Genomic DNA, 23,810 nt, shown 5'->3' with positions numbered 1-23,810 from the left:
AGCACAGCGCCGAACTGCAAGTGCTGGCCGAGCGCGAGAACGGCATTGCCCTTGCCGGGGTCGCGCTGCTGCTCGCCTTTGCCGCAGGCGGCGCGGGGTTCTGGTTCCACACGCGCGGTAAGGTCAAGGAACGCAAATATGCCAGCATCGCTGCTGCCGCACTGGCGCTGGTCACGCTCTACTTCTGGTTTTCGCGCCCCGGCCTTGATGCAATCGACGAGCGCGCGCACGAACTGCTCGCCGCCGCAACGCCCGCCGCGGCCGCCAGCGACACGCCCGCGATCGCCCATGGCGCGCTGCGCTGCGTGCTCGATCCGGCGAAAAGCCGGGTGACCGTTTCCGACATCACCGACGTTCCGCTGACCTGGACCGATGACGGCTGCGTCAATTCCCGCTCGCAATACGGGCTGGGCGCGGACGGCTGGTCGCGGATCCTGGTGCCCAACGGCGAAGACACGGTGACCGTGGCGAAATTCGATCCGGCGACCAGCACCTATACGACCGAGCGCTACCTGCTCGACCTCGACACCATGACCAAGGCCCGCGAGGCGCGCGCAAAGTACGAGCCACCCAAATGCGGGATCGGCGAGGATGCGGCGCGCAGGCTGGGCGACAGTCAGGCCGCGGTAAAGGCGCTGCTGCCGGCCCAGCCCAACGAACAGCTGGTCTACAAGTGCAGCGAGGACGCCGCCTCACCCAAATAGCGAATCGCCGACCGGGGCTGGATCAGCCGCCCAGCGCCCTGAACAGCATCAGGGTGCGCTCCTTCGCCAGTTCCGCGCTTTCCGGATGGTAATCCTTGCGCCGGTCGGAATTGAAGCCGTGCCCGGCCTCATAGACGAATATCTGCGCGGTCGGGTGCTGCTTTTCGATCAGCTTCTCGACCGGCGCGATGTCGACCATCGGGTCATAGCGTCCGAAATGGCAGATCGTGGCACAAAGCGGCGCCGGGTCGGCAAAGCGCGTGGCGACATAGCCGCCGTAATAGGAAGACGCCGCATCGAGGTCTGGATTCGTTTGCGCCATGCGCCAGGCAACCGATCCGCCAAAGCAATAGCCGACGATGAACACCGGCCCGCCTTTCGCCTTCAGCCACGCAATGCAGCGCGCGGTATCGGCCAGGCCCTGGTCCCAATCGTGCTCCTGCCGGGCGATCTGGACGGCGCGTTCCCAATCCTTGCCGGAATACCCCAGCGCACAGCCGGGCTCGATTCTCTCGAACAGGCCGGGGCTGATCACTTCATAGCCATCTTCGGCATATTCGTCGCACAGTTCCCGGATATGATCGGTGACACCGAAGATTTCCTGGACCAGAACCAGGCCGCCGCGCCGCTCCCCCGCCGGGACCGCGTGATAGCACGGCATTTCAAAGCCATCGTCCATACGAATGCGGATCGTTTCGCCCATCTTGTCCTCTCTGTCCCCGTTCCAGTCGGGTAATGTCCTAACCCCACCTTGCATCGCAACACAATCGTCGCTATGCGCGCCCCCGTCTCAAGGGTGGTTGCACGTTTTTCGCGTGTCTTCCGCCCGGTCAACGCACCCGATGTAAGGAACCCCCGCGCGTGGAGAATTCCAGCGGCATTACGGCCAGCTTGCAAGGGCGATACGCCTCTGCGCTGTTTGATCTGGCCAATGAAAAGAAGGCCGTCGCCACGGTCGAATCCGATCTGGAAACGCTGGGTCAGGCGATTCTCGGCTCGGCCGATCTGGCCGCGCTGATTCGCAACCCGCAGATCGGCCGCGATGCCGCCGCCAAGGCGGTGAATGGCGTCGCCGATGTGCTGGGCCTGTCGGACCTGACCAAGAACTTCCTGGGCGTGCTCGCGGCCAATCGCCGTCTCGCCGTCCTTCCCGAAATCGTCCGCGCCTTCGCTTCGATCGCCGCCGCCGCCCGCGGTGAGGTGACTGCCGAAGTGACCAGCGCCCACGCCCTCACCGCCACCCAGCTGAAAGCGCTCGCCGCCAAGCTCAAGGCGCGCGAAGGCAAGGACGTGAAGATCACCGCGAATGTCGACCCCGAACTGCTCGGCGGTCTCGTCGTCAGGATCGGCTCGACCCAGATCGACAGCTCGATCCGCACCCGTCTCAATTCCCTCGCCCAGGCGATGAAGGGCTAAGGCCCCCTTACGAAATTCGATGAAAGGCTGAACATGGATATCCGCGCCGCTGAAATCTCGAAGGTCATCAAGGACCAGATCGCCAGCTTCGGCACCGAGGCCCAGGTCTCGGAAGTCGGGTCGGTGCTGTCCGTTGGTGACGGTATCGCCCGCATCCACGGTCTGGACCAGGTCCAGGCCGGTGAAATGGTCGAATTCTCGAACGGGGTTAAGGGCATGGCGCTTAACCTCGAAGCCGACAACGTCGGCGTCGTGATTTTCGGCTCGGACGCCGAGATCAAGGAAGGCGACGTCGTCAAGCGGACCGGCACCATCGTGGACGTTCCGGTCGGCAAGGGCCTGCTCGGCCGCGTGGTCGACGGCCTCGGCAACCCGATCGACGGCAAGGGCCCGATCGAATACACCGAGCGCAAGCGCGTCGAAGTCAAGGCTCCGGGCATCATCCCGCGCCAGTCGGTTTCGGAACCCGTGCAGACCGGCCTCAAGGCGATCGACGCCCTCGTGCCCGTCGGCCGCGGCCAGCGCGAACTGATCATCGGTGACCGCCAGACCGGCAAGACCGCCGTCGCGATCGACACCTTCATCAACCAGAAGGGCCCGAACGCGGGCACCGACGAATCGAAGAAGCTGTACTGCATCTACGTCGCCGTCGGTCAGAAGCGTTCGACCGTCGCGCAGATCGTGCGTCAGCTCGAAGAAAACGGCGCGATGGAATACTCGATCGTCGTCGCCGCAACCGCTTCGGAACCGGCACCGCTCCAGTACCTCGCGCCTTACACCGGCGTGACCATGGGCGAATTCTTCCGCGACAACGGCATGCACGCCGTGATCGTGTATGACGACCTTTCCAAGCAGGCCGTCGCCTATCGCCAGATGTCGCTGCTGCTGCGCCGCCCGCCGGGCCGCGAAGCCTATCCGGGCGACGTGTTCTATCTCCACAGCCGCCTGCTGGAACGCGCTGCGAAGATGAACGATTCGCTGGGCGGTGGTTCGCTGACCGCGCTGCCGATCATCGAAACCCAGGCGGGCGACGTGTCGGCCTACATTCCGACCAACGTGATTTCGATCACCGACGGCCAGATCTTCCTCGAAACCGGCCTGTTCTACCAGGGCATCCGTCCGGCGATTAACGTCGGTCTGTCGGTCAGCCGCGTGGGCGGTGCCGCTCAGACCAAGGCGATGAAGAAGGTCGCCGGCTCGATCAAGCTGGAACTGGCGCAGTACCGCGAAATGGCGGCCTTCGCGCAGTTCGGTTCGGACCTCGACGCCTCGACCCAGCGCCTGCTCAACCGCGGTGCGCGTCTGACGGAACTGCTCAAGCAGGCCCAGTTCAGCCCGCTCTCGTTCGAAGAACAGACTGTGTCGATCTTCGCTGGCACCAACGGCTACCTCGATGGCATCGCCACTGCGCGCGTCACCGAATATGAAGCCGAAATGCTCAGCTTCATGCGTGACAAGCACGCTGACGTTCTGGCCCTGATCCGCGACACCCGCGACTTCGGCGACGAAGCCAAGGCCAAGACGATCGCCGCGCTCGACGCTTTCGCGAAGCAGTTCGCCTGATCCGACTGAAGGGGTAAGGCTTCATGGCCTCGCTTAAGGAACTCAAAGGGCGGATCAACTCGGTCAAGTCGACCCAGAAGATCACCAAGGCCAAGCAGATGGTCGCCGCCGCAAAGCTGCGTAAAGCGCAGTCCGCGGCGGAAGCCGCGCGTCCCTATGCGGCGCGCCTGGCCGAAGTGATGGGCTCGCTGGCCGCCAAGATCACCGTCAGCGAAAGCAGCCCCAAGCTGCTCGCCGGCACCGGCAAGGATCAGGTCCACCTGCTGGTCGTCGCCAACTCCGACAAGGGGCTGTGCGGGGCGTTCAACTCCAACATCGTCAAGGCCGCGCTCGTCGCTGCCCGCGATCTGGAAGCCCAGGGCAAGACCGTGCTGTTCTACCTCGTCGGCCGCAAGGGCCGCGCGGTGATCCGCCGCAATTATCCCAAGGCTGTGCTCGCCAGCTTCGACACCACCGAAGTGCGCGAACCGGGCTATGGCGAAGCGGAAAAGATCGCGGCCGAACTGGTTGAGCTTTACGAAAGCGGCAAGTTCGACGTGGCGCACCTCTTCTACGCCAAGTTCAAGAGCGCGCTGCAGCAGGATCCGACCCAGCAGCAGATCATCCCCGTCCCCGCCCCCAAGGCGGCCGCCAGCACTGGCGCGGCGGTGGAATACGAGCCGGACGAAGAGGAAATCCTCGGCGCGCTGCTGCCGCGTTACCTCAAGACCCAGCTGTTCGGCGCACTGCTTGAAAACCAGGCTTCGGAACAGGGCGCCTCGATGACCGCGATGGACAACGCGACGCGCAACGCGGGCGAACTGATCCAGAAGCTGACCATCCAGTACAACCGCAGCCGCCAGGCCGCGATCACCACCGAACTCATCGAAATCATCGCGGGCGCGGAAGCGCTCTAAGAGATCCAAGGCAAGGAACGAACAATGGCCACCGCAACTGCAACCGGCAAGATCAGCCAGGTCATCGGCGCCGTCGTCGACGTGACCTTCGACGGCGAACTGCCGGCGATTCTCTCGGCGCTTGAAACCGAAAACAACGGCTCGCGCCTCGTGCTCGAAGTCGCCCAGCACCTGGGTGAAAACACCGTTCGCACCATCGCGATGGACTCGACCGACGGTCTGACCCGCGGCCAGGCGGTTGCCAGCACCGGCGCGCAGATCTCGGTGCCGGTCGGACCGCGCACGCTGGGGCGTATTCTCAACGTCGTCGGCGATCCGATCGACGAACGTGGGCCCGTCGATACCGACATGCGCGCCCCGATCCACGCCAAGGCTCCGGAATTCGTCGAACAGTCGACCGAAGCCGCGATCCTCGTGACCGGCATCAAGGTCATCGACCTGCTCGCCCCCTACGCCAAGGGCGGCAAGATCGGCCTGTTCGGCGGTGCGGGCGTGGGCAAGACCGTGCTCATCCAGGAACTGATCAACAACATCGCCAAGGGCCACGGCGGCGTGTCGGTGTTCGCGGGCGTGGGTGAACGCACCCGCGAAGGTAACGACCTTTACCACGAATTCCTCGACGCCGGCGTTATCGCCAAGGACGCCGAAGGCAACGCCACCCCCGATGGTTCGAAGGTGGCCCTCGTGTTCGGCCAGATGAACGAACCCCCGGGCGCCCGCGCTCGCGTGGCTCTGTCGGGCCTGACCATGGCGGAATACTTCCGCGACCAGGAAGGCCAGGACGTGCTGTTCTTCGTCGACAACATCTTCCGCTTCACCCAGGCGGGTTCGGAAGTGTCGGCGCTGCTCGGCCGTATTCCTTCGGCGGTGGGCTATCAGCCGACCCTCGCGACCGACATGGGCGCGCTGCAGGAACGCATCACCTCGACCACCAAGGGCTCGATCACCTCGGTGCAGGCGATTTACGTGCCGGCGGACGACCTTACCGACCCTGCGCCGGCCACCTCGTTCGCTCACCTTGACGCCACGACCACCCTGTCGCGCGCGATCTCGGAACTGGGCATCTACCCGGCTGTCGACCCCCTCGACTCGACCAGCCGCGTGCTGACCCCGGCCGTCGTCGGCCAGGAGCACTACGACGTCGCCCGCCGCGTTCAGGAAACGCTGCAGAAGTACAAGTCGCTGCAGGACATCATCGCGATTCTGGGCATGGACGAGCTTTCGGAAGAAGATAAGCTCACCGTGGCCCGCGCCCGCAAGATCCAGCGCTTCCTCTCGCAGCCGTTCCACGTCGCCGAAGTCTTCACCAACATCCCGGGCAAGTTCGTCCAGGTGGAAGACACCGTGCGTTCGTTCAAGGCGGTTGTGGACGGTGAATACGATCACCTGCCGGAAGCCGCGTTCTACATGGTCGGCGGCATCGACGAAGCCGTTGAAAAGGCCAAGAAGCTGGCCGAAGAGGCGTAATCAATCATGGCACTGCACTTCGAACTCGTCACGCCTGCGCGCCTCGTCCGCTCGGACGACGTCTACATGGTCGTCGTCCCCGGCACCGAGGGCGAGTTCGGCGTGCTGGAGGGCCACGCGCCTTTCATGTCGACCGTCCGCGACGGCGCGCTGAAGATCTACAAGACCGACGGCGCGGCTCCGGAAGAAATCCAGGTCCAGGGCGGTTTTGCCGAAGTCGGCGAAAACGGCCTGACCGTGCTTGCCGAGCACGTCGAAGCCTGATCTTTCGGCCTTGACCGGAATTGCAAAGGGCGGCCCTCGGGCCGCCCTTTTCGTTTGGGATCAATTCCCACCCCCAACCCCTCCCGCGAGCGGGAGGGGCGCGAGACTTGCTGAGCTAGTCGCAGCGGGATGGGCTATTCACGCCCTAGAGCCGCACCACCCCATCCACACAGGTCACGCAGGCACCGCCGATATGGATGTCCGCGCCGTCGATCCGCACGCTGACATAGCCGTCGCGGCCGACCTGGCTGCCTTGGCTCGCAACGTAGCTATCGCCGCTGCCGACCTGCCCGGCCGCGAGTCGGAATGCCGCTGCCGCGCCGTTGCCGCTGCCGCAGACCGGATCTTCCGGAATGCCGTCGCCGGGGGCAAAGCTGCGCACGACGACCCGCTCATCATCGGCCGCATAGAGTGTCGCCCCGGTCATGCCGCGCGGGACGTAATAGGCTGCTAGCCGAGCGGCATCGTGGGACAGAGTTTCAAGTGCGGCGATTTCTTCCAGCTCGGCGACCAGCCAAACCGGACCGACGTCCACCGCCATCGCCCCGCCCTTTACCGCCGCGCCGATCCAGGCGGTCGCTTCTGCGTCGGGCAGGTCGCTCAGGGCATAGCGCGGCAAGCGGAACGAAAGGCCGTCCTCGCCGACCGTCAGGTCGACCAGCCCGACCGCGCATTGCTGTACCAGCCGGCCGCCCTTCGCTGTCGCCAGGCCGGCTTCGAGCACGGCATGGGCGGTGCCGAGCGTGGGATGACCCGCAAACGGCAGTTCGGCCTTGGGCGTGAAAATCCGCACCCGGTAATCTGCGGCACGATCGGTGGCGGGCAGGACGAAGGTCGTCTCGCTAAGGTTGGTCCAGTTGGCGAAGCCCTGCATCTGGGCATCGCTCAGCCCTTCCCCGTCGAGCACCACGGCGACGGGGTTGCCCATCAGCGGCACCGCCGTGAACACATCGACCTGCTTGAACGGGCGTTCGCGCGACATTTACCTTGTCCTTCTAATCGTCCTGCGGCGGGATTACCGGGCGGTAGTTCCAGCGGACGGCATCGCTGCCATCGAGCCGCGAAATCTCCGCCATTAGCAGCTTGCCCTGCCGCCAGTAGCGGATCCGCTGCGGATATTCGTTAGCCGGGTTGGCAAACTCGATCGCTTCGGAACTGATCAGCACCAGAGGAAACTCGACCGGCGACTTGCCCTGGGGCTGGGCAAAGAAGCTGATCCGCCCATCGTCCTTGATGCGGATCTGGGTGGATTCCCAGCTGCGCAGCTGCGAGCCGAAGCCGGTGCGCGCCATGCCCAGCATGATCCCGCCGCGCGGATCGGTCCACATCTCGTCCGCCCATTCCGCGCCGTCTTCCATCATCCAGGTCCCTGCCATCCATTCGGGCAAGGCGGGATTGGCAAGCGTCTGCGCCGCTGCCGGAGCAGCCAGCGCCAGCAAGGCGGCAAACAGGGCAGGCTTCATGGCGCGGCTCATGACGGGGGCAGACTTTAGGAGCAATGAACGACGGCGCAAGGCGCGCCGCTCAGTCGGTCATGGCCGGTTCGCGCACCCGGCCCGAATGCCACAAGTACAGCCCGGCCGCGATGATCACCGCCGCGCCGGTCAGCGTCCACAGATCGGGGTGCGAATTGAAGAAGGCCCAGCCAATGATCGATGCGATCAGCATCTGCACATAGGTCATCGGAGCAATCGTTGCCGCCCCGGCGCGGGTGGTGCCAAGGTAGATCAACCAGTGCGCGCAGCTGGCGGAACAGGCGACCACGGCGCAGCGGGCCACCACCGTCCAGTCGGGCCAGGACAGGGCAAAGCGCGCGATTCCAGCAAAATGCAGCACAATCGTTGCGGCAATCAGCACGGGCGTTGCCGCCAATGCCACGTAGAACTGCATCGCCAGGCCCGATGCCCGGCCCGCGACAAAGCGGTTGCCAATCATCAGCAAGCTCATCCCCAATGCCGAAAGCAGCGGGAACAGCGCCGCCATCCCGGCCGCGAGCAGATTGGGCCGCAGCACGATCAGCACGCCGATGAAGGCGACGATCGAGGCAAGCCAGGTCTCGCGCCGCGCCGGCTCACCCAGCAGCAGCGCCGCAAGCAGCCCGGTAAACATCGGGCTGGTAAAGGTCAGCGCGGTCGCCGAAGCCAGCGGCATGACGAAAATGGCCGAGAAGAACCCGATCGAGGCCAGGCCCACCGCCGCGCCGCGTCCGAACTGGACCAGCGGGACGGGCATGCGGAACGCCTGCGGCCCTTCGCGGACCAGCAGCAACACGCCCAGTCCCGACATGCCGATGGCATAGCGCAGCGCGGCAATCGCGGTGGGTGCCCACTGCCCGGCCATGCTCTTCACCACGGCATCGCCGCAGGACAGCAGGGCAAATCCGGCCAGAGCATAGAGCAGGCCGGCACGGTGGCTGGCCCGATGGCTGGCCGTCATATTTCTTCTCCACTCGGGTATGCGAATGCACTGCTTCGATGGCCGAAGCGCCAAGGTCAAGCCCGCGCCGAACAATTTGACCCACGAATTCATGGGGTGAACCCGCATTAGGAAATCCTAAAAGTTTAGCCCCTATTCACCAAGTCCGTGAGGCATAAGGTAGCCATGCTCACCGCATGGTCTGCCTTCGGGCATCGAGGGTTTTGATAAGATGAGCGCATTCGGCCGACGCAACGGCATGGGCGGTATGGCACCGGGGGCACGGCCCCAGTTCGGCGTTGCCCGTCCGATGAAGGGCGGTGCCGAGGTTCCCAAGGCACCACTCCCTGGCGGTGACCAGTTCCCGCCGCTTCCCGGTGAAGATTCGTCGATGGGCCTGCCGTCGGATCCCAACAAGGCCGACGCGATGACCCGTCTGCAAGACCGGGTCAACGGGATCGTTGAAAACCAGTACCAGGCCGAAGGCTTCGAAGCCTCGGTTCACAAGATCAAGGAACAGGTGCTGCCGCGCCTGCTCGAACGCGTCGATCCCGAAGCCGCCGCCACCCTGACCAAGGACGAGCTCTCCGAAGAGTTCCGTCCGATCATCATGGAAGTGCTGGCCGAACTGAAGGTCACCCTCAACCGCCGCGAACAGTTCGCGCTGGAAAAGGTGCTGATCGACGAACTGCTTGGCTTCGGTCCGCTCGAAGAACTGCTCAACGATCCGGACGTGTCCGATATCATGGTCAACGGGCCGGATCAGACCTACATCGAAAAAAAGGGCAAGCTGCAACTCGCTCCGATCCGCTTTCGCGACGAACAGCACCTGTTCCAGATCGCCCAGCGCATCGTCAACCAGGTCGGCCGCCGCGTCGACCAGACCACGCCGCTGGCCGACGCCCGCCTCAAGGACGGCAGCCGCGTCAACGTGATCGTGCCGCCGCTGTCGCTGCGCGGCACCGCGATCTCGATTCGTAAGTTTTCCGAAAAGCCGATCACGATCGACATGCTGCGCGATTTCGGCTCGATGTCGGACAAGATGGCAACCGCGCTGAAAATCGCGGGCGCCTGCCGCATGAACATCGTCATCTCGGGCGGTACCGGTTCGGGCAAGACGACCATGCTCAACGCCCTGTCGAAGATGATCGACCCGGGCGAACGCGTGCTGACCATCGAAGACGCGGCCGAACTTCGCCTGCAGCAGCCGCACTGGCTGCCGCTCGAAACCCGCCCGCCGAACCTTGAAGGCCAGGGCGCGATCACCATCGGCGACCTTGTGAAGAACGCCCTGCGTATGCGTCCTGACCGGATCATCCTGGGCGAAATTCGCGGCGCGGAATGCTTTGACCTGCTCGCCGCGATGAACACCGGCCACGATGGCTCGATGTGCACCCTTCACGCCAACAGCCCGCGCGAATGCCTGGGCCGTATGGAAAACATGATCCTGATGGGCGACATCAAGATCCCGAAGGAAGCCATTTCGCGCCAGATTGCCGAATCGGTCGACATCATCGTGCAGGTCAAGCGCCTGCGCGACGGTTCGCGCCGCACCACCAACATCACCGAGGTGATCGGGATGGAAGGCGATGTGATCGTCACGCAAGAACTGTTCAAGTTCGAATACCTGGACGAAACCGACGACGGCAAGATCATCGGCGAATTCCGCCCTTCGGGCCTGCGTCCCTATACGCTGGAAAAGGCGCGTCAGTTCGGCTTCGACCAGGCGTACCTTGAAGCCTGCCTCTAACTTGAGATCCAGCCCCGTCCTGCCGCGGCCAGCAGCAGGACGGCGGCAAAGCCCGACCAGAACGCCAGATCGCGCCACGGCATCAGCCCCACCGCATCGGGGTTGCTGCGCCGCATCCGCCGCCGATCCCCCCACCACGCGATAATCGCCAGGATCAGCGCAAAGCTGCCGGGTAGCAGGAACCACTGCACCCAATCCTGATCGAACCAATCTGCAATCGCACCTTGTAGAAGCATCTCGCGTCGCTAAGGCGGAAGGGTGCAACCTGTCCAGCGCCCGATGTTTGCCCTCTTCCTCCGGCTGCTCGCCACGCTGGTGCTGTCGAGCCTGATCATGGTGGTCAAGCTGACGGCGCAAAGCGGCGTTGCCTTTCCCGAAATCCTGTTCTGGCGGCAGGTTCCAACGGTGTTCCTGATCCTCGGCTGGCTGGCCTTGCGCGGCGAGGTTTCGCGCCTCAGGACCAAGCGGCTGCCCGTCCACGCCCGCCGCGCGGTGATGGGGATGACGGGCATGTTCTTCACCTTTGGCGCGCCCCTGCTGCTGCCCCTGGCGGAATCGACCACGTTCGGCTTCACCACTCCGATCTTTGCGGTGATCCTCTCGGTCCTGTTGCTCAAGGAGACAGTCGGTCCGGTTCGCTGGCTGGCCGTGGCCTTGGGTTTTGCCGGGGTGATCGTGATCGCCCAACCGGGGACGACCCATATCCCGCCGCTGGGAGCCGCCGTCGGCCTTGGCGCGGGCTTCATGGTCGCGCTGATTTCGATCCAGGTGCGCGATCTGGGGCGGACCGAGGAATCGCTTTCGATCGTGTTCTGGTTCGCGGCGCTGTCCTCGCCCCTGCTTGCACTGTCCCTGCCCTTCGTGATGACCCACCACACGCCTTGGCAGTGGTTCCTGCTGCTCAGCGGCGGGGTGCTTGGCTGTGTCGGACAAATCCTGCTCACCGCCGCGCTGCGCTATGGCCAGGTCGCGGCGGTGGTGGTGATGGACTATTCGGCGCTGGCCTGGGCGACGCTCTATGGCTGGCTGATCTGGGACGAACTGCCGCCCGCCTCGACCTGGCTCGGCGCGCCGTTGATCATCGCGGCTGGCGCCGTGATTGCCTGGCGCGAGCATCTGCATAACAAGCAAATCTCGCCCGCTGCGGCGAGTAGCGGGGAATAGGCGGCGGCTCAGCTTGTGTTAAGCCGCATCGCCTACCATTTGGGGCTCGATAGATTTCAAGGAGACGTTCGATGATCCGCAAGCTCGTGCTCGCCCTCGCCGTGACCGGCGTCGCGCTCACCGCCTCGGCCTGCAACACCGTGAAGGGCCTTGGCCGCGATATCGAATCGGTCGGCGAAGCCGGCGACAAGGCGATGAAGTAAGCGCTCAGCCGCGCCCGGTACGCCGGGCCGCGCGCTCACGCACCACCAGCCAGCTGAACAGACCGATCGGCCCGGCGATGAAGGTCGCGGCCAGAAACGGCACCTGCCAGACCCGGCCAAAACCCTTGGCATCGCCGTCGCGCGCGATCCACAGCCCGGTGAACAGGTCGAACGCCAGATAGTGCGTCCAGCCGATCACCACGCCGCCATCCGACATGAAAATCGCGCGCACGGCCTCGATCGAGCCGAACCCCGGCTTGCCCGCGCCCGACTGGGTCACCGGATCAAGCCCGCCGCCCAGCACCGCGATAAAACAGACTGCATAGGTCAGGCACAGCAGCGCGACCCCAAGGTAGAGGATCGCGCTGTGCGTCAGCGGCTTGCGCGGGAAGAAGGCCAGCAGGATCCATCCCAGCATCGCCAGCGTGTTGGTGAAACCAAACAATCCTGCCCACATGGCCTTTTCCCCCTTCCGGGCGCCCTGTCAGGTCAGTCCTTCCAGGTCAGCACTGGCCTGCGGGCCGCCTGGGTTTCATCCAGTCGGCGACGCGGAGCCAGGTGCGGCGCGCTCTTCAGCGCCTCATCGCCCGCCTTGGCGCGCTGCGCAAGACTGCGCAGCGAGGCGATGAAGCGGTCAAGCCCGGCCTTGCTCTCGGTCTCGGTCGGCTCGACCAGCATCGCGCCGTGGACCACCAGCGGGAAATAGACCGTCATCGGGTGGAAACCCTCGTCGATCAGGCCCTTGGCGATGTCGAGCGTGGAAAAGCCATCGGCGAGGCCAGCATCGCTGAACAGCGCTTCGTGCATGCACGGACCCGACGCGGCAAAGGGCGCGTCAAGCTCGCCCTCAAGGCTGCGCAGCACGTAGTTCGCGTTGAGCACCGCGTCTTCCGCCACCCGCGCCAGGCCGTCCGCGCCGTGGCTGAGGATATAGGTCAGCGCGCGGGTGAACATACCCATCTGCCCGTGGAACGCTGCCATGCGCCCGAAAGCCTGGCTGTGCCCGGTTTCGGCGGCGTGCTCTTCCTCGATCAGCCGCACCGAGCCATCGGGCATCTTGGCGGTGAATGGCAGCGGTCCGAACGGGCTCAATGCCTCGGACAGCACCACCGGCCCCGACCCCGGCCCGCCGCCGCCGTGCGGGGTGGAAAAGGTCTTGTGCAGGTTGATGTGCATCGCATCGATGCCAAGGTCGCCAGGGCGGACCTTGCCGACGATGGCGTTGAAGTTGGCCCCGTCGCAATAGACATAGCCGCCCGCCGCGTGGACCGCGTCGCAGATCTTCTTCATGTCGCGCTCGAACAGGCCGCAGGTGTTGGGGTTGGTGATCATCACCCCGGCCACGTCCGGTCCCAGCCGCGCCAGCAGCGCGTCGAGGTCGACCCGGCCTTCCGTCGTCGCCGGAATGTTCTCGATGGTAAAGCCCGCGAAAGCCGCCGTCGCGGGGTTCGTGCCGTGGGCGCTTTCGGGCACCAGCATGACCTTGCGATCATCGCCGCGCGCCTGCAGCGCCGCCTTGATGCACAGCACGCCGCACAGCTCGCCATGCGCGCCCGCCTTGGGGCTCATCGCCACGCCGTGCATGCCGGTCAGCTCGATCAGCCAGAAGGCGAGCTGGTTGATCACCTCCAGCGCCCCCGGCACCGCCTGCTGCGGGGCAAGCGGGTGAACATCGGCAAAGCCGGGCAGCCGCGCGACCTTTTCGTTGAGGCGCGGGTTGTGCTTCATCGTGCACGAGCCCAGCGGGAACGGCCCGAGGTCGATCGCATAGTTCTGGCGGCTGAGGCGGGTGTAATGGCGCACCGTTTCCGGCTCGCTCAACCCCGGCAGCGCCAGCGCATCCTTGCGCAGGAACTTGCCCAGCGCGGGGCTGACATCCAGTTCCGGCGCGTCGATGTCGACGCCGCAGGTGCCCGGGCGGCCAAGTTCAAAGATCAGCGCCTCTTCCAGCATCAGGCCGCGGTCGCCGCTGACGGTCGGGCTGACGGCGGCGGGTTCGGCAGCGCCGGTTTCAGGACGCCAGCCGGCGGGATTGATCGCGTTCATGCCAGCACTCCTTCCAGGGCCGAGGCCAGCGCCTCGATGTCTTCAGCCGTCGTCGTTTCGGTCGCAGTGACCAGCAGCGCACCTGCCAGCTCGCCGGCATGGGGATAGAACCGCCCCAGCGCCACGCCGCCCAGTACCTGCCGATCAGCCAGTTCGCGCACTACGGCGCGGGCTTCCTTCGGCAGGATCACGGTGAATTCGTTGAAGTAGGCGTCGTTCAGCACCGTCACGCCCGGCACCCTGGCCAGCCGCGCGGCGGTCTGCTGCGCGCGGGAATGGTTGACGCGGGCCAGCTGGCCCAGCCCTTCCCCGCCCAGCAAGGTCATGTGAATACTGAAAGCCAGCGCGCAAAGCCCTGCATTGGTGCAGATATTGCTCGTCGCCTTCTCGCGCCGGATGTGCTGTTCGCGGGTCGAAAGCGTCAGCACGAAGCCGCGCCGCCCTTCCGCATCCACGGTCTGTCCGCACAGCCGCCCCGGCATCTGCCGCACGAACTTTTCGCGGCAGCCGAACAGGCCAAGGTACGGCCCGCCGAACTGGAGGCCCACGCCCAGCGACTGCCCCTCGCCCACCACGATATCGGCCCCCAGATGGCCCGGAGCTTCAAGCAGGCCCAGCGCGACCGGCTCGGTCACGACAGCCACCAGCAGCGCCCCCGCCGCATGGGCAACCTCGGCAATCGCGGCGAGGTCCGGGATGCGGCCCAGAATGTCCGGATACTGCACCACGACGCACGAAGTCTGCCCGTCGATGGCCGAGATGAGCTCTGCATCGTCCGGCTCGGCGGTCAGTGCGGGCAAACGCGCTTCAAGCACATCGCCGGTGAACTTCGCCATGGTCTGCGCAGTCGAGACGTAGTGCGGGTGGAGGCCGCCCGAAAGCAGCGCCTTGTCGCGCTTGGTCACGCGCGCGGCCATGGCAATGGCTTCCCAGCACGCGGTCGAGCCGTCGTACATCGAGGCATTGGCCACCTCGACCCCCAGCAGGCGCGCGACCTGGGTCTGGAACTCGAACAGCACCTGCAACGTGCCCTGCGCGATTTCCGGCTGGTAGGGGGTGTAGGCGGTGAGGAATTCGCCGCGCTGGATCAGGTGGTCGACGCTAGCGGGAACATGGTGGCGGTAAGCCCCCGCCCCCAGGAAGAACGGCACCGATCCCGCCGCCATGTTCTTGGCCGCCAGTGCGGACATATGCCGCTCAACCGCCATTTCGCTGGCATGGGCGGGCAGGCCGGAAATCGGCCCGGAAAGGCGGGCTTCGGCGGGAACGTCGACGAACAGGTCATCAACCGATCCCGCGCCGATCACGCTCAGCATATCGGCGCGTTCGGCCTCGGTCAGGGGGAGATACCGCATCGTTCTTAAAGCTCCGCGACGTAGGCGTCGTAGGCCGCCTTATCCATCAGGCCGTCCAGTTCCGAAGGGTCGGACAGGGTCAGGCGGAACAGCCAGCCGCCGACTTCGGCGTCGGTGTTGACCAGTTCCGGCTCGTCCGCGAGCGCGGCGTTGGCCTCGGTCACGGTGCCGCTGACCGGGGCGTAAACGTCGGACGCTGCCTTGACGCTATCGACCACGCACGGCGCATCGCCCTTGGCCACGCTGGCGCCGGCCTCGGGCAGTTCGACGAAGGTGATGTCGCCCAGTTGGCTCTGCGCATAATCGGTGATCCCGACGGTACCGGTATCGCCGTCGATCTCGATCCACTCGTGGTCCTGGGTAAAGTAACGGGTCATGGAAGGCTCCTCAGCGATAATAGCGGTGGGGGACAAAGGGCATGGGCACGACGCGGGCAGGCAAGCGCTTGCCGCGCACGTCGATTTCAAGGGCGGTGCCGGGCGCGGCCTGCGCGGCGGCGACATAGGCCATGGCGATCGGGTGGTTCAGGCTGGGCGAGAAACCGCCCGAAGTCAGCACGCCAACCTGTTCATTTTCTGCAAAAACAGCTGCGCCTTCACGCGCGGCCTGCCGCCCTTCGAGTGCCAGACCAACGCGCTTGCGCGGCGCGCCGTTCGCCAGTTCGGCCAGGATCCGCTCTGCCCCGGGAAAACCGCCCGTCGTGCGGCGACGCTTGTTGATGCCGAATGCGAGGTCAGCCTCGACCGGGCTGGTTTCCGGCGAAAGGTCGTGCCCGTAGAGCGGCAGCCCGGCTTCGAGCCGCAGGGAATCGCGTGCGCCAAGGCCGATGGGCTTCACTTCCGGCTGGGCGCAGATGAGGTCTGCGATCTCGGCGGCGGATTCGGCGGGGATGGCGATTTCGAAGCCGTCCTCGCCGGTATAGCCCGAGCGGCTGATCCAGGCATCGACCCCGGCGATCTTGAACTGCCCGCCCTTCATGAAGCTGAGCGCCGAAAGGGGCCATTCGCCGGTTACCACGCGTTCAAGCGCGGCAAGGGCCTTGGGCCCCTGCAGGGCCAGCAGTGCGCTGTCTTCGAGGTGGGTGATGGTCACTTCGTCGGGCAGCGCCTCGCGCAGGTGGGCGATGTCGTCCCACTTGGTCGCGCCATTGACCACCAGGTAGAAGCCTGAGTTCCAGCGCGTGACCATCAGGTCGTCAAGGATTCCGCCCTGATCATCGAGCAGCAGCGAATAGCGCGGGCCAAAGGGCTTCAGGCTGGCCAGATCGATCGGCAGCACTGCCTCAAGCGCGGCTTCCGCGTCCTCGCCCGAAATGAACAGCTGCCCCATGTGCGACACGTCGAACAGCCCGGCGCTGTCACGCGTCCACAGGTGCTCGGCGATGATGCCTTCATACTGAACCGGCATCCAGTAACCCGCGAATTCGACCATCCGGCCACCCTTCGCGCGGTGCCACGCATCGAGCGGCAGGGTGAGGACTTCGACCTCAACCGCCTGATCATCGGCATTTTCGCCAACGGTATTTTCGTAAGTGTCGCTCACTAATTTAGTTCCCGTGCAGTTGTGGCGCCATTCGGCACCCCCTCTGTCACGGAAACCTGAGAGCTTTCCCCGGATCGGTGATCCAGGTTACCCCTTCGGCGGCCCTTGCCAGCCGCAAGGACACTTTCCAGAGCATCGCTATCGACCCACGCGGTCCATTGGCCTGAGAGATTCCGGGGCGGTTGCTCCTTCGGCGTCCTGCAATCCGGTTTCCCGAATCGCAGGAACTCTCCCGCGCGGTCAGCGACCCTCGTGGAATGCCGTTGTGCAGATGCGAAGTCAACCGGGCTGGAAGGCGGGCTTGGGGATTATGGGATTGCGGCCTCTGCGCGCCCCCAGTCAATCCCCCGCCTTGCGCGCCGCGCGCAGAATCGCGTCGTGTTCGAACACGAACCGCCCCGCCGCCTTTTCCTTGGTCAGACCGACGATGGCGCGGGCCACCACATCGTCGCGGACGGACCGATACTTGCGATACTTGCCATGCATCAGCAGGTCCATCAGCGGGCTCAGGATCATGCCGATCCGCTCTGCCGGACGCAGTTCGCGCCGGCTCCCGCGCAGCAGGCCGGGCCGGATCACATCGAGCCGGGTGACGCCCAGCCTGCCCAGTGCCTGCTCAACCTCACCCTTAACGCGCAGGTAGAAGTTCTTTGATGAACTATCTGCTCCGACTGAAGAAATCGTGATGACCTGGCGAATGCCCGCAGCCTTGGCCGCACGAGCGCAGGCCAGCACAAGGTGCTGATCGACGGCGCGGAACGCCTCTTCGTCCTTGCCGACCTTCTTCCACGTCGTCCCCAATGCACTGACCAGCACATCGGCGTTGGCGGCGGCAATGGCATCGGCCCAGTTGGCGGGATCGGCCACCAGCACTTCCATCCGCGCGCCCGGCGGCAAGGGGATCTCGCTTCGGGCAATCGCGATGATGCGAATGTCGCTGCGCCCAACCGCCAGACGGATCAGGGCAGAGCCGATCAGGCCCGAGGCGCCGACCAGCGCGATCCGCGTAACCTTAGACATTGCGCAGCCCTTCCGGGGTGCGGCCATAGATCCGCTCGTGCGCCGAAATGGCATAGCGGTCGGTCATCCCGGCGATGAAATCGGCGATATGCCGGCTGCGCTGCGGCTCCTGCGCTGGAACCCTGTCTGCCCAACCCTTGTCCATCAGCGACGGTTCCTGCGCGTAAGCGGCATAGAGTTCCGCCGTCACCGCACGGGCGCGCTCCGCTGTCTGGAGTTGCTGCGGGTGGTGATAGAGCTTGGCATACATGAACTGCTTGAGGCTGCGCTCGTTGGCTTCCAGCGCGCTGGAGAACGCCGCCGTCGCTCGCCCGGCCGCGCGCACATCGTCTGGCGAGGCCATGCCATGCGCGCGGACCGCAGTTTCGCCAATCACGTCGTTGACCATCAGCCCGATCTGGCTGCGCACAAGTTCGCGCAGGCGCCGGTCCTGCGGCGCGGAGGGGAACTTGCGCTCGATCGCGCGCCACTGGTCGGCCACGAAATCGAGGGTGAGCAGCTCGTCAAGCTCAAGGAAGCCCGCGCGCAGGCCATCGTCGATATCGTGGTTGTCATAGGCGATATCGTCGGCCAGCGCGGCAACCTGCGCCTCGAGCGAGGACCACTGCGTCAGTTCCAACGGGAACGCCGCGTCGAGTTCCGCCAGCGCCCAGTTGACCATGCCCACCGGGCCGTTGTGCTTGGCCAGCCCTTCAAGCAGTTCCCAGGTGAGATTCAGCCCCTCGTGCTCGCAGTACGGGCTTTCCAGCCGCATCAGCGTGCGCAGCGACATGGCGTTGTGATCGAACCCGCCGAACTTCTGCAGCGCCGCGTCGAGCGCGTCTTCGCCCGCATGGCCAAACGGCGGGTGGCCAATATCGTGGGCCAGGCACAGCGCTTCGGTCAGGTCTTCGTCCAGCCCCAGCGCACGGGCGATGACGCGGCCGATCTGCGCGACTTCAAGGCTGTGGGTGAGGCGCACGCGGTAGTGATCACCATCGGGCGCGATGAACACCTGGGTCTTGTGGCGCAGGCGGCGAAACGCGATCGAATGGACGATCCTGTCGCGGTCGCGCTGGTATTCGCTGCGCGGCCCGCGCGCGAGCGAAGCTTCGATCGGAAATTCGCGCCCGCGCGTTTTCGCAGGATCACAGGCAAAGGCAGCGCGCAGCAATGGACCGTTCACCCTTCGCCCATGATCCAGTCCACTGCGGCCTCAGCGTGGATCCGGGTGCAATCATAGATCGGCAGGACATTGGCATCGACGTCGACGATCATTTCCAGCTCGGTGCAGCCCAGCACCACCGCCTCTGCCCCGTCCTGTTCGAGGTTGGTCAGGATCGTCTTGAGCTCGCGCTCGGACTGGCGCGAAGCCTTGCCGACCAGCAGCTCGTCGTAAATGATCCGGTCGAGCGTTTCGACGAAGGCCATTTCCGGCGGCAGCAGTTCGATGTCCCTGGCGATCAGCTTCTGGCGATAGAAGCTTTCCACCATCACGTTGCGGGTGCCGATCAGCGCAGCCTTCTTCACGCCCTTGGCGGCCATCCGCGCGGCAACGCATTCGGCAATGTGGATGATCGGGATCGAGACGCTGGAAGCCACCTCGCCGTAAACCTTGTGCATCGCATTGGCCCCGATCAGCAGCGCGGTGGCCCCGGCGGCTTCAAGGCGGCGCGCCGAATCCGACAGGACGCTGGCGGCGTGCTTCCATTCCTCGGCCGTGGAGAGGCGCTGCAGGTTCGAATAGTCGAGGCTTTCGATCAGTAAGGGCGCGGAAGCGCGCTGTCCTGCGCGGGCCTGCACCAGCCTGTTGATGTGTTCGTAATAAGTTCGGGTCGACAGCCAGCTCATGCCGCCGATCAGGCCAAGTTTGCGCAACGCGAAGTTCTCCCGGGAAAGTCCCCTGTATCCTTCGCGGCTTAGGCGAGCCGCGCGGCAAGGTCCAGACTTGCGCTCAGTGCATCGCCGCAATCCACGCCCGCACTGCCGCCTCTCCGGCGCCATCGCGGATCGAGCGCCCGACTTCGGGCATGGCCACGCCGCCTTCCAGGCTCGCCATGCGGCGATAGAGGATCGAATGGTCGGGATCGCCGGGTACCACATCGAATTCGAGACCCAGCGAGCCCCGTCCGGCCGCGACCGGACGCTTGCCGACGCCATAGGAGACCGGCTCGGCCACGTTCCAGCCGAGGAACAGGCCCGAATTCGACGCCGCGCCTGCCGGGTTGTGGCAATGCGCACAATTGGCCTCCAGATAGCCGCGCGCAACGTCTGCGACCGGCGCTTTGGCCCGGTCTTCCCAGACCGGCACGCGGTGCTTCACCGCCGGAACCTTGTCGAGATGGCCGGCCTTGGCGAAGCCCGTCAGCCACTCGGGCGAGAGGTTCCACGCCTTGGGCCCGATCGGGGTGACCTTGCCGTCCAGTGCGTGGCATTCCTTGCACTGGTTCTTGTTCGGGATCGCATAGGAAATCGCCTGCCCGTCCGGGGTGGTTAGGGGAATCCGCGCGCCCGCCAGCACCAGCCGGGCCTCGGTCTGCGCGTCATTCCAGCGATAGGGCAGCGCCACCCAGCCATCGGCGCGGTGCAGCAATACGCGGGTTTCGACCAGCTTGCCGCCAAAGGCGAAGCTCTTGATCAGCGCCGAGCCGACGGGGAGATCGAGCAGGCCTTCCCCCTTGGCACAGGCTTGCTGCCCGGTCGGGACGTAGACGAACCGGCTCTTCTCCGCCCCGTCCGACCAGAGCGGGGTGTTGAGCCGGTAGGGCGTGACCCCGCCGGCCGGACGGCGCGCGCCCTGATCGGCAAAGAAGCCGTATTCACCAAGCGTCGCGGGAAAGGCGCTACCTTGGATGGCTGCATCGTTGACCTGCGGCAGCGGCGGCTTGGCGGAAAGCGCCGCTCCCAGCAGCAAGGCCGCCGCAGCCAGCAGCCTCACGGCGCAATCCGGGTTTCAAGTTCCTTCGGCGCCCCGAACCCAGCGGTCATTTGAAAGCTGGTGATGACCGGCAGATCAATTGGCGCGGGCGCGGCCTGCTCCAGCCCGACGCCCTGCTTCGGCAAGTTGAAATTGAGGGCCTTTGTCGCCGTGATGGCGCCAACTGCGTCCTTGCCGCCCAGCCCGTCCCAGACCACCGGAGGCAGCGCGCCGCCGAAGGCCGCGGCCAATTCCGCCCCGCCGGGAAGCGCCGGTGCCCGGCCGCCGCCGCTCATCTGGTTGAAGCCAAGTACGATATGGCGCGGATAGGGGTTATAGCGCTTGTCGTCGAACAGCTTGGGATAGGACACGACCATGATCTGCGCCGTGCCGTTTCCGGCCAGTTCGTTGTCGTTCACGATCACCGTCTCGTTGGCCATGATCATGATCCCGGTACCGGTCGGCACGCCCGCGACGATATTGCCCTTGGGCGCAAAGTTGGGCGTGTCGTTGCTGACCACGATGTTGCTGTCGATAATCGTGTTGCCACCGCCCATTACCGGCAGGTTGGGCAGGTCGAACACCAGGATGCCCCCGGCATTGCGGGTCACGAGGTTATGCGTGACATGGGCATCGCGGCTGTTCTCGATCTCGATCCCCGCGACCGAGTTCTCGACATAGGAATAGCGCACCGTAATCGCCTTGGACTGGCCGACATAGATCCCCGCGTCCGACGCCCCCGATACCTTGCAGCCATCGACCAGCACGCCCGTGCTCGACACCGGGTAGATGCCGTAGGCGCCGTTGGTTTCCTTGGGCCCTCCGGTCCACGTCACGCGCACCCGGTAATAGACGATGTTGTCCGCGCCCTTCGATTTCACCCCGTCGCCCTTGGGGTTCTCCACCGCGAAATCGCGCAGGGTGACATTGTCCGAGGTGACCAGCAGCCCCTCGCCCGCGCCCTGTTGGCCGGAGAAGTCCAGCACTGTGGATTCCATCCCCGCGCCGCGCAGAGTCACCCCGTCGACATCGAGCGACAGTCCGTCGGTCAGCGAAAAGCGTCCCGCGCCCAGTTCGATCACATCGCCGCTTTGCGCGGTAATCAGGGCTTCCTGAAGCCGGGTCTGCGCGCCTTCGCCTGCCGGCACGGCAATCGTCTTGGCAAGGGCAGGTCCAGCCAAGGCAAATGCCGAGGCCGCAGCGAGCATTGTTATGGGCATCCTCATGCCCGCGATGATGAACTGACAGTCGTGTAAGTCAATCCCGCGCGGCTCAGCGCTTTTCCGGAGCCAGCCCCGTGGTGCACAGCGCAGCGGCGCTGAGCGTCACCTCGATCGCCTCGGGATCGTCGATCTTGCGCACCGCATCGAGAAACTGCCCCAGCGAGCGGTTCGCGCCCTTGAGTTTCTTGAGCTTGTTGAGCTGGATGATATTGAGCCGGTCGGTCATCCTGGTCGCCATGCAGGCGGCATTGTCATCGGATAGACCGGCATCGACCAGCGCGCTTTTCACTTGCCCATAGGCCAGTTTGGAAACGCACCCGGTTGCCGCGAGCGCAGCCAGCACAAGCAGGAAGCGGCGCATCGCGGCGGGAGTCGTGATCAGGAAATGAGGTAGATGACCAGCGCGGTAACCAGCACGGTCGCCAGCGTGCCCCACTTCAACATGCCGATGAAGCCTTCGTAGGTCGCGGTGTGAGCCTTCATGTTGTTGCCGCCAGCCATTGTCTATTCCCCAAAAGTGATCTGCTTGGTGTTCGCGCTGCGCTCTATCGTCAGCTTCGTTTCGGCTCAAGTACCAACCGTATCCGGAAAGACATAATCAGCAGCCTTAATTTGGTCTTTACCCGCTGCGTGTAGAGCCGTGTTTCCACGCGAAGAAGGGTTCACAGGACGGCAATGTCGGAAATCGAACAGCGCCTGCTAATGCTGATCGATGATGAACCGGCGCAAAGCCGGTTGATCACCGCACTTGCCGCGCGTGAAGGCTGGCGCACGCTGGTGGTGCGCGATGCCGAAACCGCAATTGCCACGCTCGGCACCCGTCAGGGCATGCAACTGGGCGCCATAATTCTCGATCAATGGGTTCCGGGCGACGAAGCCTGCGCGCTCATCGCCGAACTCAAGGCCCGCCGCCCCGCCCTGCCCCTGCTGATGCTGACTACCAGCGCATCGCCGCTGCTGGCGGTCGAAGCGATGCGCGCAGGTGCGACCGATTATCTGGTCAAGCCCGTTGCGCCCGACCGGATGATGCAGGCATTGCGCATGGCCACCACGCGCGAAGCCCCGCGTGACGAATTGCAGCCGCTTACCGAAAAGATGCCGGCGCCGGCGGATTTCGATGCGATGATTGGCGCCACGCCCAATTTCCGCGCCGCCCTGGCCGTTGCGGCCAAGGCGGCGCGCGGACACGGCAGCGTGCTGATCGAAGGGGAAAGCGGGACCGGCAAGGAAATGCTGGTACGCGCGATGCAGGCCGCAAGCCCGCGCTCAAAAGCGCCATTCCGCACGCTTAACATCGGCGCGATCCCCGCCAACTCCGTGGAATCCGCGCTGTTCGGCCACGAGAAAGGCGCCTTTCCCGGAGCCTTCGACCGGCACATCGGAGCGCTGCAGCATGCCGACGGCGGCACGCTCGCGCTCGACGAGGTCGATCGGCTGCCGATGGCGGTCCAACACCGCCTGCTCGAATCGTTGCAACGCAGCGACGTTCGCCCGATCGGCGCGCGCCATTCGTTCCGCATCGACGTGCGCCTGATCGCCGCCAGCAACCTGCCGCTTCGCGACATGGTTACCGCCGGGCAATTCCTGCCGGAACTCCAACAGTTGCTGGCCGCGACCACCGTGGTTCTGCCCCCCCTGCGCGAGCGCGGCGGCGACGTTCCCGCACTCGCACGTCACTTCCTGGCGCGAATCGGCGAACAGCCCGGCCTGCGCCAGCTCGGGATCACCGATGGCGCGCTGGCGCTGCTTGCCGCCTATGACTGGCCGGGCAACGTGCGCCAGCTCCAGGCAGTGTTGTTCCGCGCCGCCGTGTTCTGCGACGGTGATGCGTTGACTGCGCAGGACTTTCCCCAGCTTTCCGACCTGCTGGGCGATAGCGCCTCGTC

The 23,810-nt window shown here is 65.1% G+C and carries 26 protein-coding genes, 1 pseudogene and 2 riboswitches; of the genes and pseudogenes, 10 read left to right on the top strand and 17 right to left on the bottom strand.

What is annotated here, in order from left to right; all coding sequences use genetic code 11:
• Nucleotides 1–704: pseudogene (locus ACE3SN_RS09810) on the top strand (serine protease); the annotation flags it as partial.
• A gap of 22 nt (nt 705–726) precedes the next feature.
• Here ACE3SN_RS09810 and ACE3SN_RS09805 read toward each other — a convergent pair.
• Nucleotides 727–1,407: a dienelactone hydrolase family protein gene (locus ACE3SN_RS09805; RefSeq protein ID WP_374529594.1), complete on the bottom strand. Its 681-nt coding sequence runs from the start codon at nt 1,405–1,407 to the stop codon at nt 727–729.
• A gap of 158 nt (nt 1,408–1,565) precedes the next feature.
• Here ACE3SN_RS09805 and ACE3SN_RS09800 point away from each other — a divergent pair, with 158 nt between their 5' ends.
• Genes ACE3SN_RS09800 through ACE3SN_RS09780 form a run of 5 tightly spaced genes read left to right on the top strand, consistent with a single transcriptional unit; the run spans nt 1,566 to nt 6,310 of the window.
• Entirely contained in the window at nt 1,566–2,120 is a 555-nt protein-coding gene (locus tag ACE3SN_RS09800; RefSeq protein WP_374529592.1) for a F0F1 ATP synthase subunit delta, read from the top strand.
• A 33-nt stretch (nt 2,121–2,153) separates the two neighbouring features.
• The gene (atpA, locus tag ACE3SN_RS09795; RefSeq protein ID WP_374529590.1) at nt 2,154–3,683 is read left to right on the top strand and encodes a F0F1 ATP synthase subunit alpha; all 1,530 of its coding nucleotides are present in this window, start codon (nt 2,154–2,156) and stop codon (nt 3,681–3,683) included.
• A 23-nt stretch (nt 3,684–3,706) separates the two neighbouring features.
• Nucleotides 3,707–4,579: a F0F1 ATP synthase subunit gamma gene (locus ACE3SN_RS09790; protein ID WP_374529589.1), complete on the top strand. Its 873-nt coding sequence runs from the start codon at nt 3,707–3,709 to the stop codon at nt 4,577–4,579.
• Between the two features lie 24 nt (nt 4,580–4,603).
• Complete coding sequence (gene atpD / locus ACE3SN_RS09785; protein WP_374529587.1) at nt 4,604–6,046, top strand: F0F1 ATP synthase subunit beta; 1,443 nt, start codon at nt 4,604–4,606, stop codon at nt 6,044–6,046.
• 6 nt (nt 6,047–6,052) lie between these two features.
• Entirely contained in the window at nt 6,053–6,310 is a 258-nt protein-coding gene (locus ACE3SN_RS09780) for an ATP synthase F1 subunit epsilon (protein WP_374529585.1), read from the top strand.
• Between the two features lie 145 nt (nt 6,311–6,455).
• Here the strand turns inward: ACE3SN_RS09780 and ACE3SN_RS09775 are convergent, their stop codons facing one another.
• The 3 genes from ACE3SN_RS09775 to ACE3SN_RS09765 all read right to left on the bottom strand — a co-directional run bounded on the left by ACE3SN_RS09775 (nt 6,456) and on the right by ACE3SN_RS09765 (nt 8,746).
• Entirely contained in the window at nt 6,456–7,292 is an 837-nt protein-coding gene (locus tag ACE3SN_RS09775) for a PhzF family phenazine biosynthesis protein (protein WP_374529584.1), read from the bottom strand.
• A gap of 13 nt (nt 7,293–7,305) precedes the next feature.
• A complete protein-coding gene (locus ACE3SN_RS09770; protein WP_374529582.1) occupies nt 7,306–7,773 on the bottom strand; it encodes a DUF6265 family protein in 468 nt (155 codons plus the stop codon).
• 61 nt (nt 7,774–7,834) lie between these two features.
• Complete coding sequence (locus ACE3SN_RS09765; protein ID WP_374529580.1) at nt 7,835–8,746, bottom strand: DMT family transporter; 912 nt, start codon at nt 8,744–8,746, stop codon at nt 7,835–7,837.
• A 211-nt stretch (nt 8,747–8,957) separates the two neighbouring features.
• Here ACE3SN_RS09765 and ACE3SN_RS09760 point away from each other — a divergent pair, with 211 nt between their 5' ends.
• Entirely contained in the window at nt 8,958–10,475 is a 1,518-nt protein-coding gene (locus ACE3SN_RS09760; RefSeq protein ID WP_374529578.1) for a CpaF family protein, read from the top strand.
• Here ACE3SN_RS09760 and ACE3SN_RS09755 read toward each other — a convergent pair.
• Complete coding sequence (locus ACE3SN_RS09755; protein ID WP_374529577.1) at nt 10,472–10,711, bottom strand: hypothetical protein; 240 nt, start codon at nt 10,709–10,711, stop codon at nt 10,472–10,474. The genes ACE3SN_RS09760 and ACE3SN_RS09755 overlap by 4 nt on opposite strands.
• Nucleotides 10,712–10,754: 43 nt before the next feature.
• Between ACE3SN_RS09755 and ACE3SN_RS09750 the strand changes: the two genes are divergently transcribed.
• A complete protein-coding gene (locus ACE3SN_RS09750; protein ID WP_374529575.1) occupies nt 10,755–11,639 on the top strand; it encodes a DMT family transporter in 885 nt (294 codons plus the stop codon).
• A gap of 71 nt (nt 11,640–11,710) precedes the next feature.
• A complete protein-coding gene (locus tag ACE3SN_RS09745; RefSeq protein ID WP_374529573.1) occupies nt 11,711–11,842 on the top strand; it encodes an entericidin A/B family lipoprotein in 132 nt (43 codons plus the stop codon).
• Between the two features lie 4 nt (nt 11,843–11,846).
• Here the strand turns inward: ACE3SN_RS09745 and ACE3SN_RS09740 are convergent, their stop codons facing one another.
• The 12 genes from ACE3SN_RS09740 to ACE3SN_RS09685 all read right to left on the bottom strand — a co-directional run bounded on the left by ACE3SN_RS09740 (nt 11,847) and on the right by ACE3SN_RS09685 (nt 22,425).
• The gene (locus ACE3SN_RS09740) at nt 11,847–12,299 is read right to left on the bottom strand and encodes an ABA4-like family protein (RefSeq protein WP_374529571.1); all 453 of its coding nucleotides are present in this window, start codon (nt 12,297–12,299) and stop codon (nt 11,847–11,849) included.
• A 32-nt stretch (nt 12,300–12,331) separates the two neighbouring features.
• Complete coding sequence (gcvPB, locus tag ACE3SN_RS09735) at nt 12,332–13,888, bottom strand: aminomethyl-transferring glycine dehydrogenase subunit GcvPB (RefSeq protein ID WP_374529569.1); 1,557 nt, start codon at nt 13,886–13,888, stop codon at nt 12,332–12,334.
• On the bottom strand, nt 13,885–15,243 hold the full coding sequence (gene gcvPA / locus ACE3SN_RS09730) for an aminomethyl-transferring glycine dehydrogenase subunit GcvPA (protein WP_374529567.1): 1,359 nt from the start codon (nt 15,241–15,243) through the stop codon (nt 13,885–13,887). The genes gcvPB and gcvPA overlap by 4 nt, the downstream gene beginning before the upstream one ends.
• 5 nt (nt 15,244–15,248) lie before the next feature.
• The gene (gene gcvH, locus ACE3SN_RS09725) at nt 15,249–15,620 is read right to left on the bottom strand and encodes a glycine cleavage system protein GcvH (protein WP_374529566.1); all 372 of its coding nucleotides are present in this window, start codon (nt 15,618–15,620) and stop codon (nt 15,249–15,251) included.
• A gap of 10 nt (nt 15,621–15,630) precedes the next feature.
• Nucleotides 15,631–16,785: a glycine cleavage system aminomethyltransferase GcvT gene (gene gcvT / locus ACE3SN_RS09720; RefSeq protein ID WP_374529564.1), complete on the bottom strand. Its 1,155-nt coding sequence runs from the start codon at nt 16,783–16,785 to the stop codon at nt 15,631–15,633.
• A gap of 33 nt (nt 16,786–16,818) precedes the next feature.
• Nucleotides 16,819–16,926, bottom strand: a riboswitch (glycine riboswitch).
• Nucleotides 16,927–17,030: riboswitch (glycine riboswitch) on the bottom strand.
• Between the two features lie 94 nt (nt 17,031–17,124).
• On the bottom strand, nt 17,125–17,805 hold the full coding sequence (locus ACE3SN_RS09715) for an NAD(P)H-binding protein (RefSeq protein ID WP_374529561.1): 681 nt from the start codon (nt 17,803–17,805) through the stop codon (nt 17,125–17,127).
• A complete protein-coding gene (locus tag ACE3SN_RS09710; protein ID WP_374529595.1) occupies nt 17,798–18,958 on the bottom strand; it encodes a deoxyguanosinetriphosphate triphosphohydrolase in 1,161 nt (386 codons plus the stop codon). The genes ACE3SN_RS09715 and ACE3SN_RS09710 overlap by 8 nt, the downstream gene beginning before the upstream one ends.
• Nucleotides 18,959–18,966: 8 nt before the next feature.
• A complete protein-coding gene (locus ACE3SN_RS09705; protein WP_374529559.1) occupies nt 18,967–19,662 on the bottom strand; it encodes an aspartate/glutamate racemase family protein in 696 nt (231 codons plus the stop codon).
• Nucleotides 19,663–19,738: 76 nt separating this feature from the next.
• Nucleotides 19,739–20,722: an SO2930 family diheme c-type cytochrome gene (locus ACE3SN_RS09700; protein ID WP_374529557.1), complete on the bottom strand. Its 984-nt coding sequence runs from the start codon at nt 20,720–20,722 to the stop codon at nt 19,739–19,741.
• Nucleotides 20,719–21,927 carry a parallel beta-helix domain-containing protein gene (locus tag ACE3SN_RS09695; RefSeq protein WP_374529555.1) on the bottom strand — a complete coding sequence of 403 codons (1,209 nt, stop codon included), beginning with the start codon at nt 21,925–21,927 and terminating at the stop codon, nt 20,719–20,721. The genes ACE3SN_RS09700 and ACE3SN_RS09695 overlap by 4 nt, the downstream gene beginning before the upstream one ends.
• 46 nt (nt 21,928–21,973) lie before the next feature.
• Nucleotides 21,974–22,285 (bottom strand): hypothetical protein, encoded by a 312-nt coding sequence (locus tag ACE3SN_RS09690; protein ID WP_374529553.1) that lies wholly within the window; start codon nt 22,283–22,285, stop codon nt 21,974–21,976.
• Nucleotides 22,286–22,302: 17 nt separating this feature from the next.
• A complete protein-coding gene (locus tag ACE3SN_RS09685; protein WP_374529551.1) occupies nt 22,303–22,425 on the bottom strand; it encodes an aa3-type cytochrome c oxidase subunit IV in 123 nt (40 codons plus the stop codon).
• A gap of 174 nt (nt 22,426–22,599) precedes the next feature.
• On the opposite strand from ACE3SN_RS09685, the gene ACE3SN_RS09680 reads away from it, so the two are divergent.
• The coding region (locus ACE3SN_RS09680; protein WP_374529550.1) for a sigma-54-dependent transcriptional regulator at nt 22,600–23,810 on the top strand (1,211 nt) is incomplete at its 3' end.

The sequence above is a fragment of the Novosphingobium sp. genome, assembly GCF_041915465.1.
Taxonomy (GTDB): domain Bacteria; phylum Pseudomonadota; class Alphaproteobacteria; order Sphingomonadales; family Sphingomonadaceae; genus Novosphingobium.
Note: the sequence above shows the minus strand (reverse complement) of the source record. Positions and strands in the feature narration are given on the sequence as shown.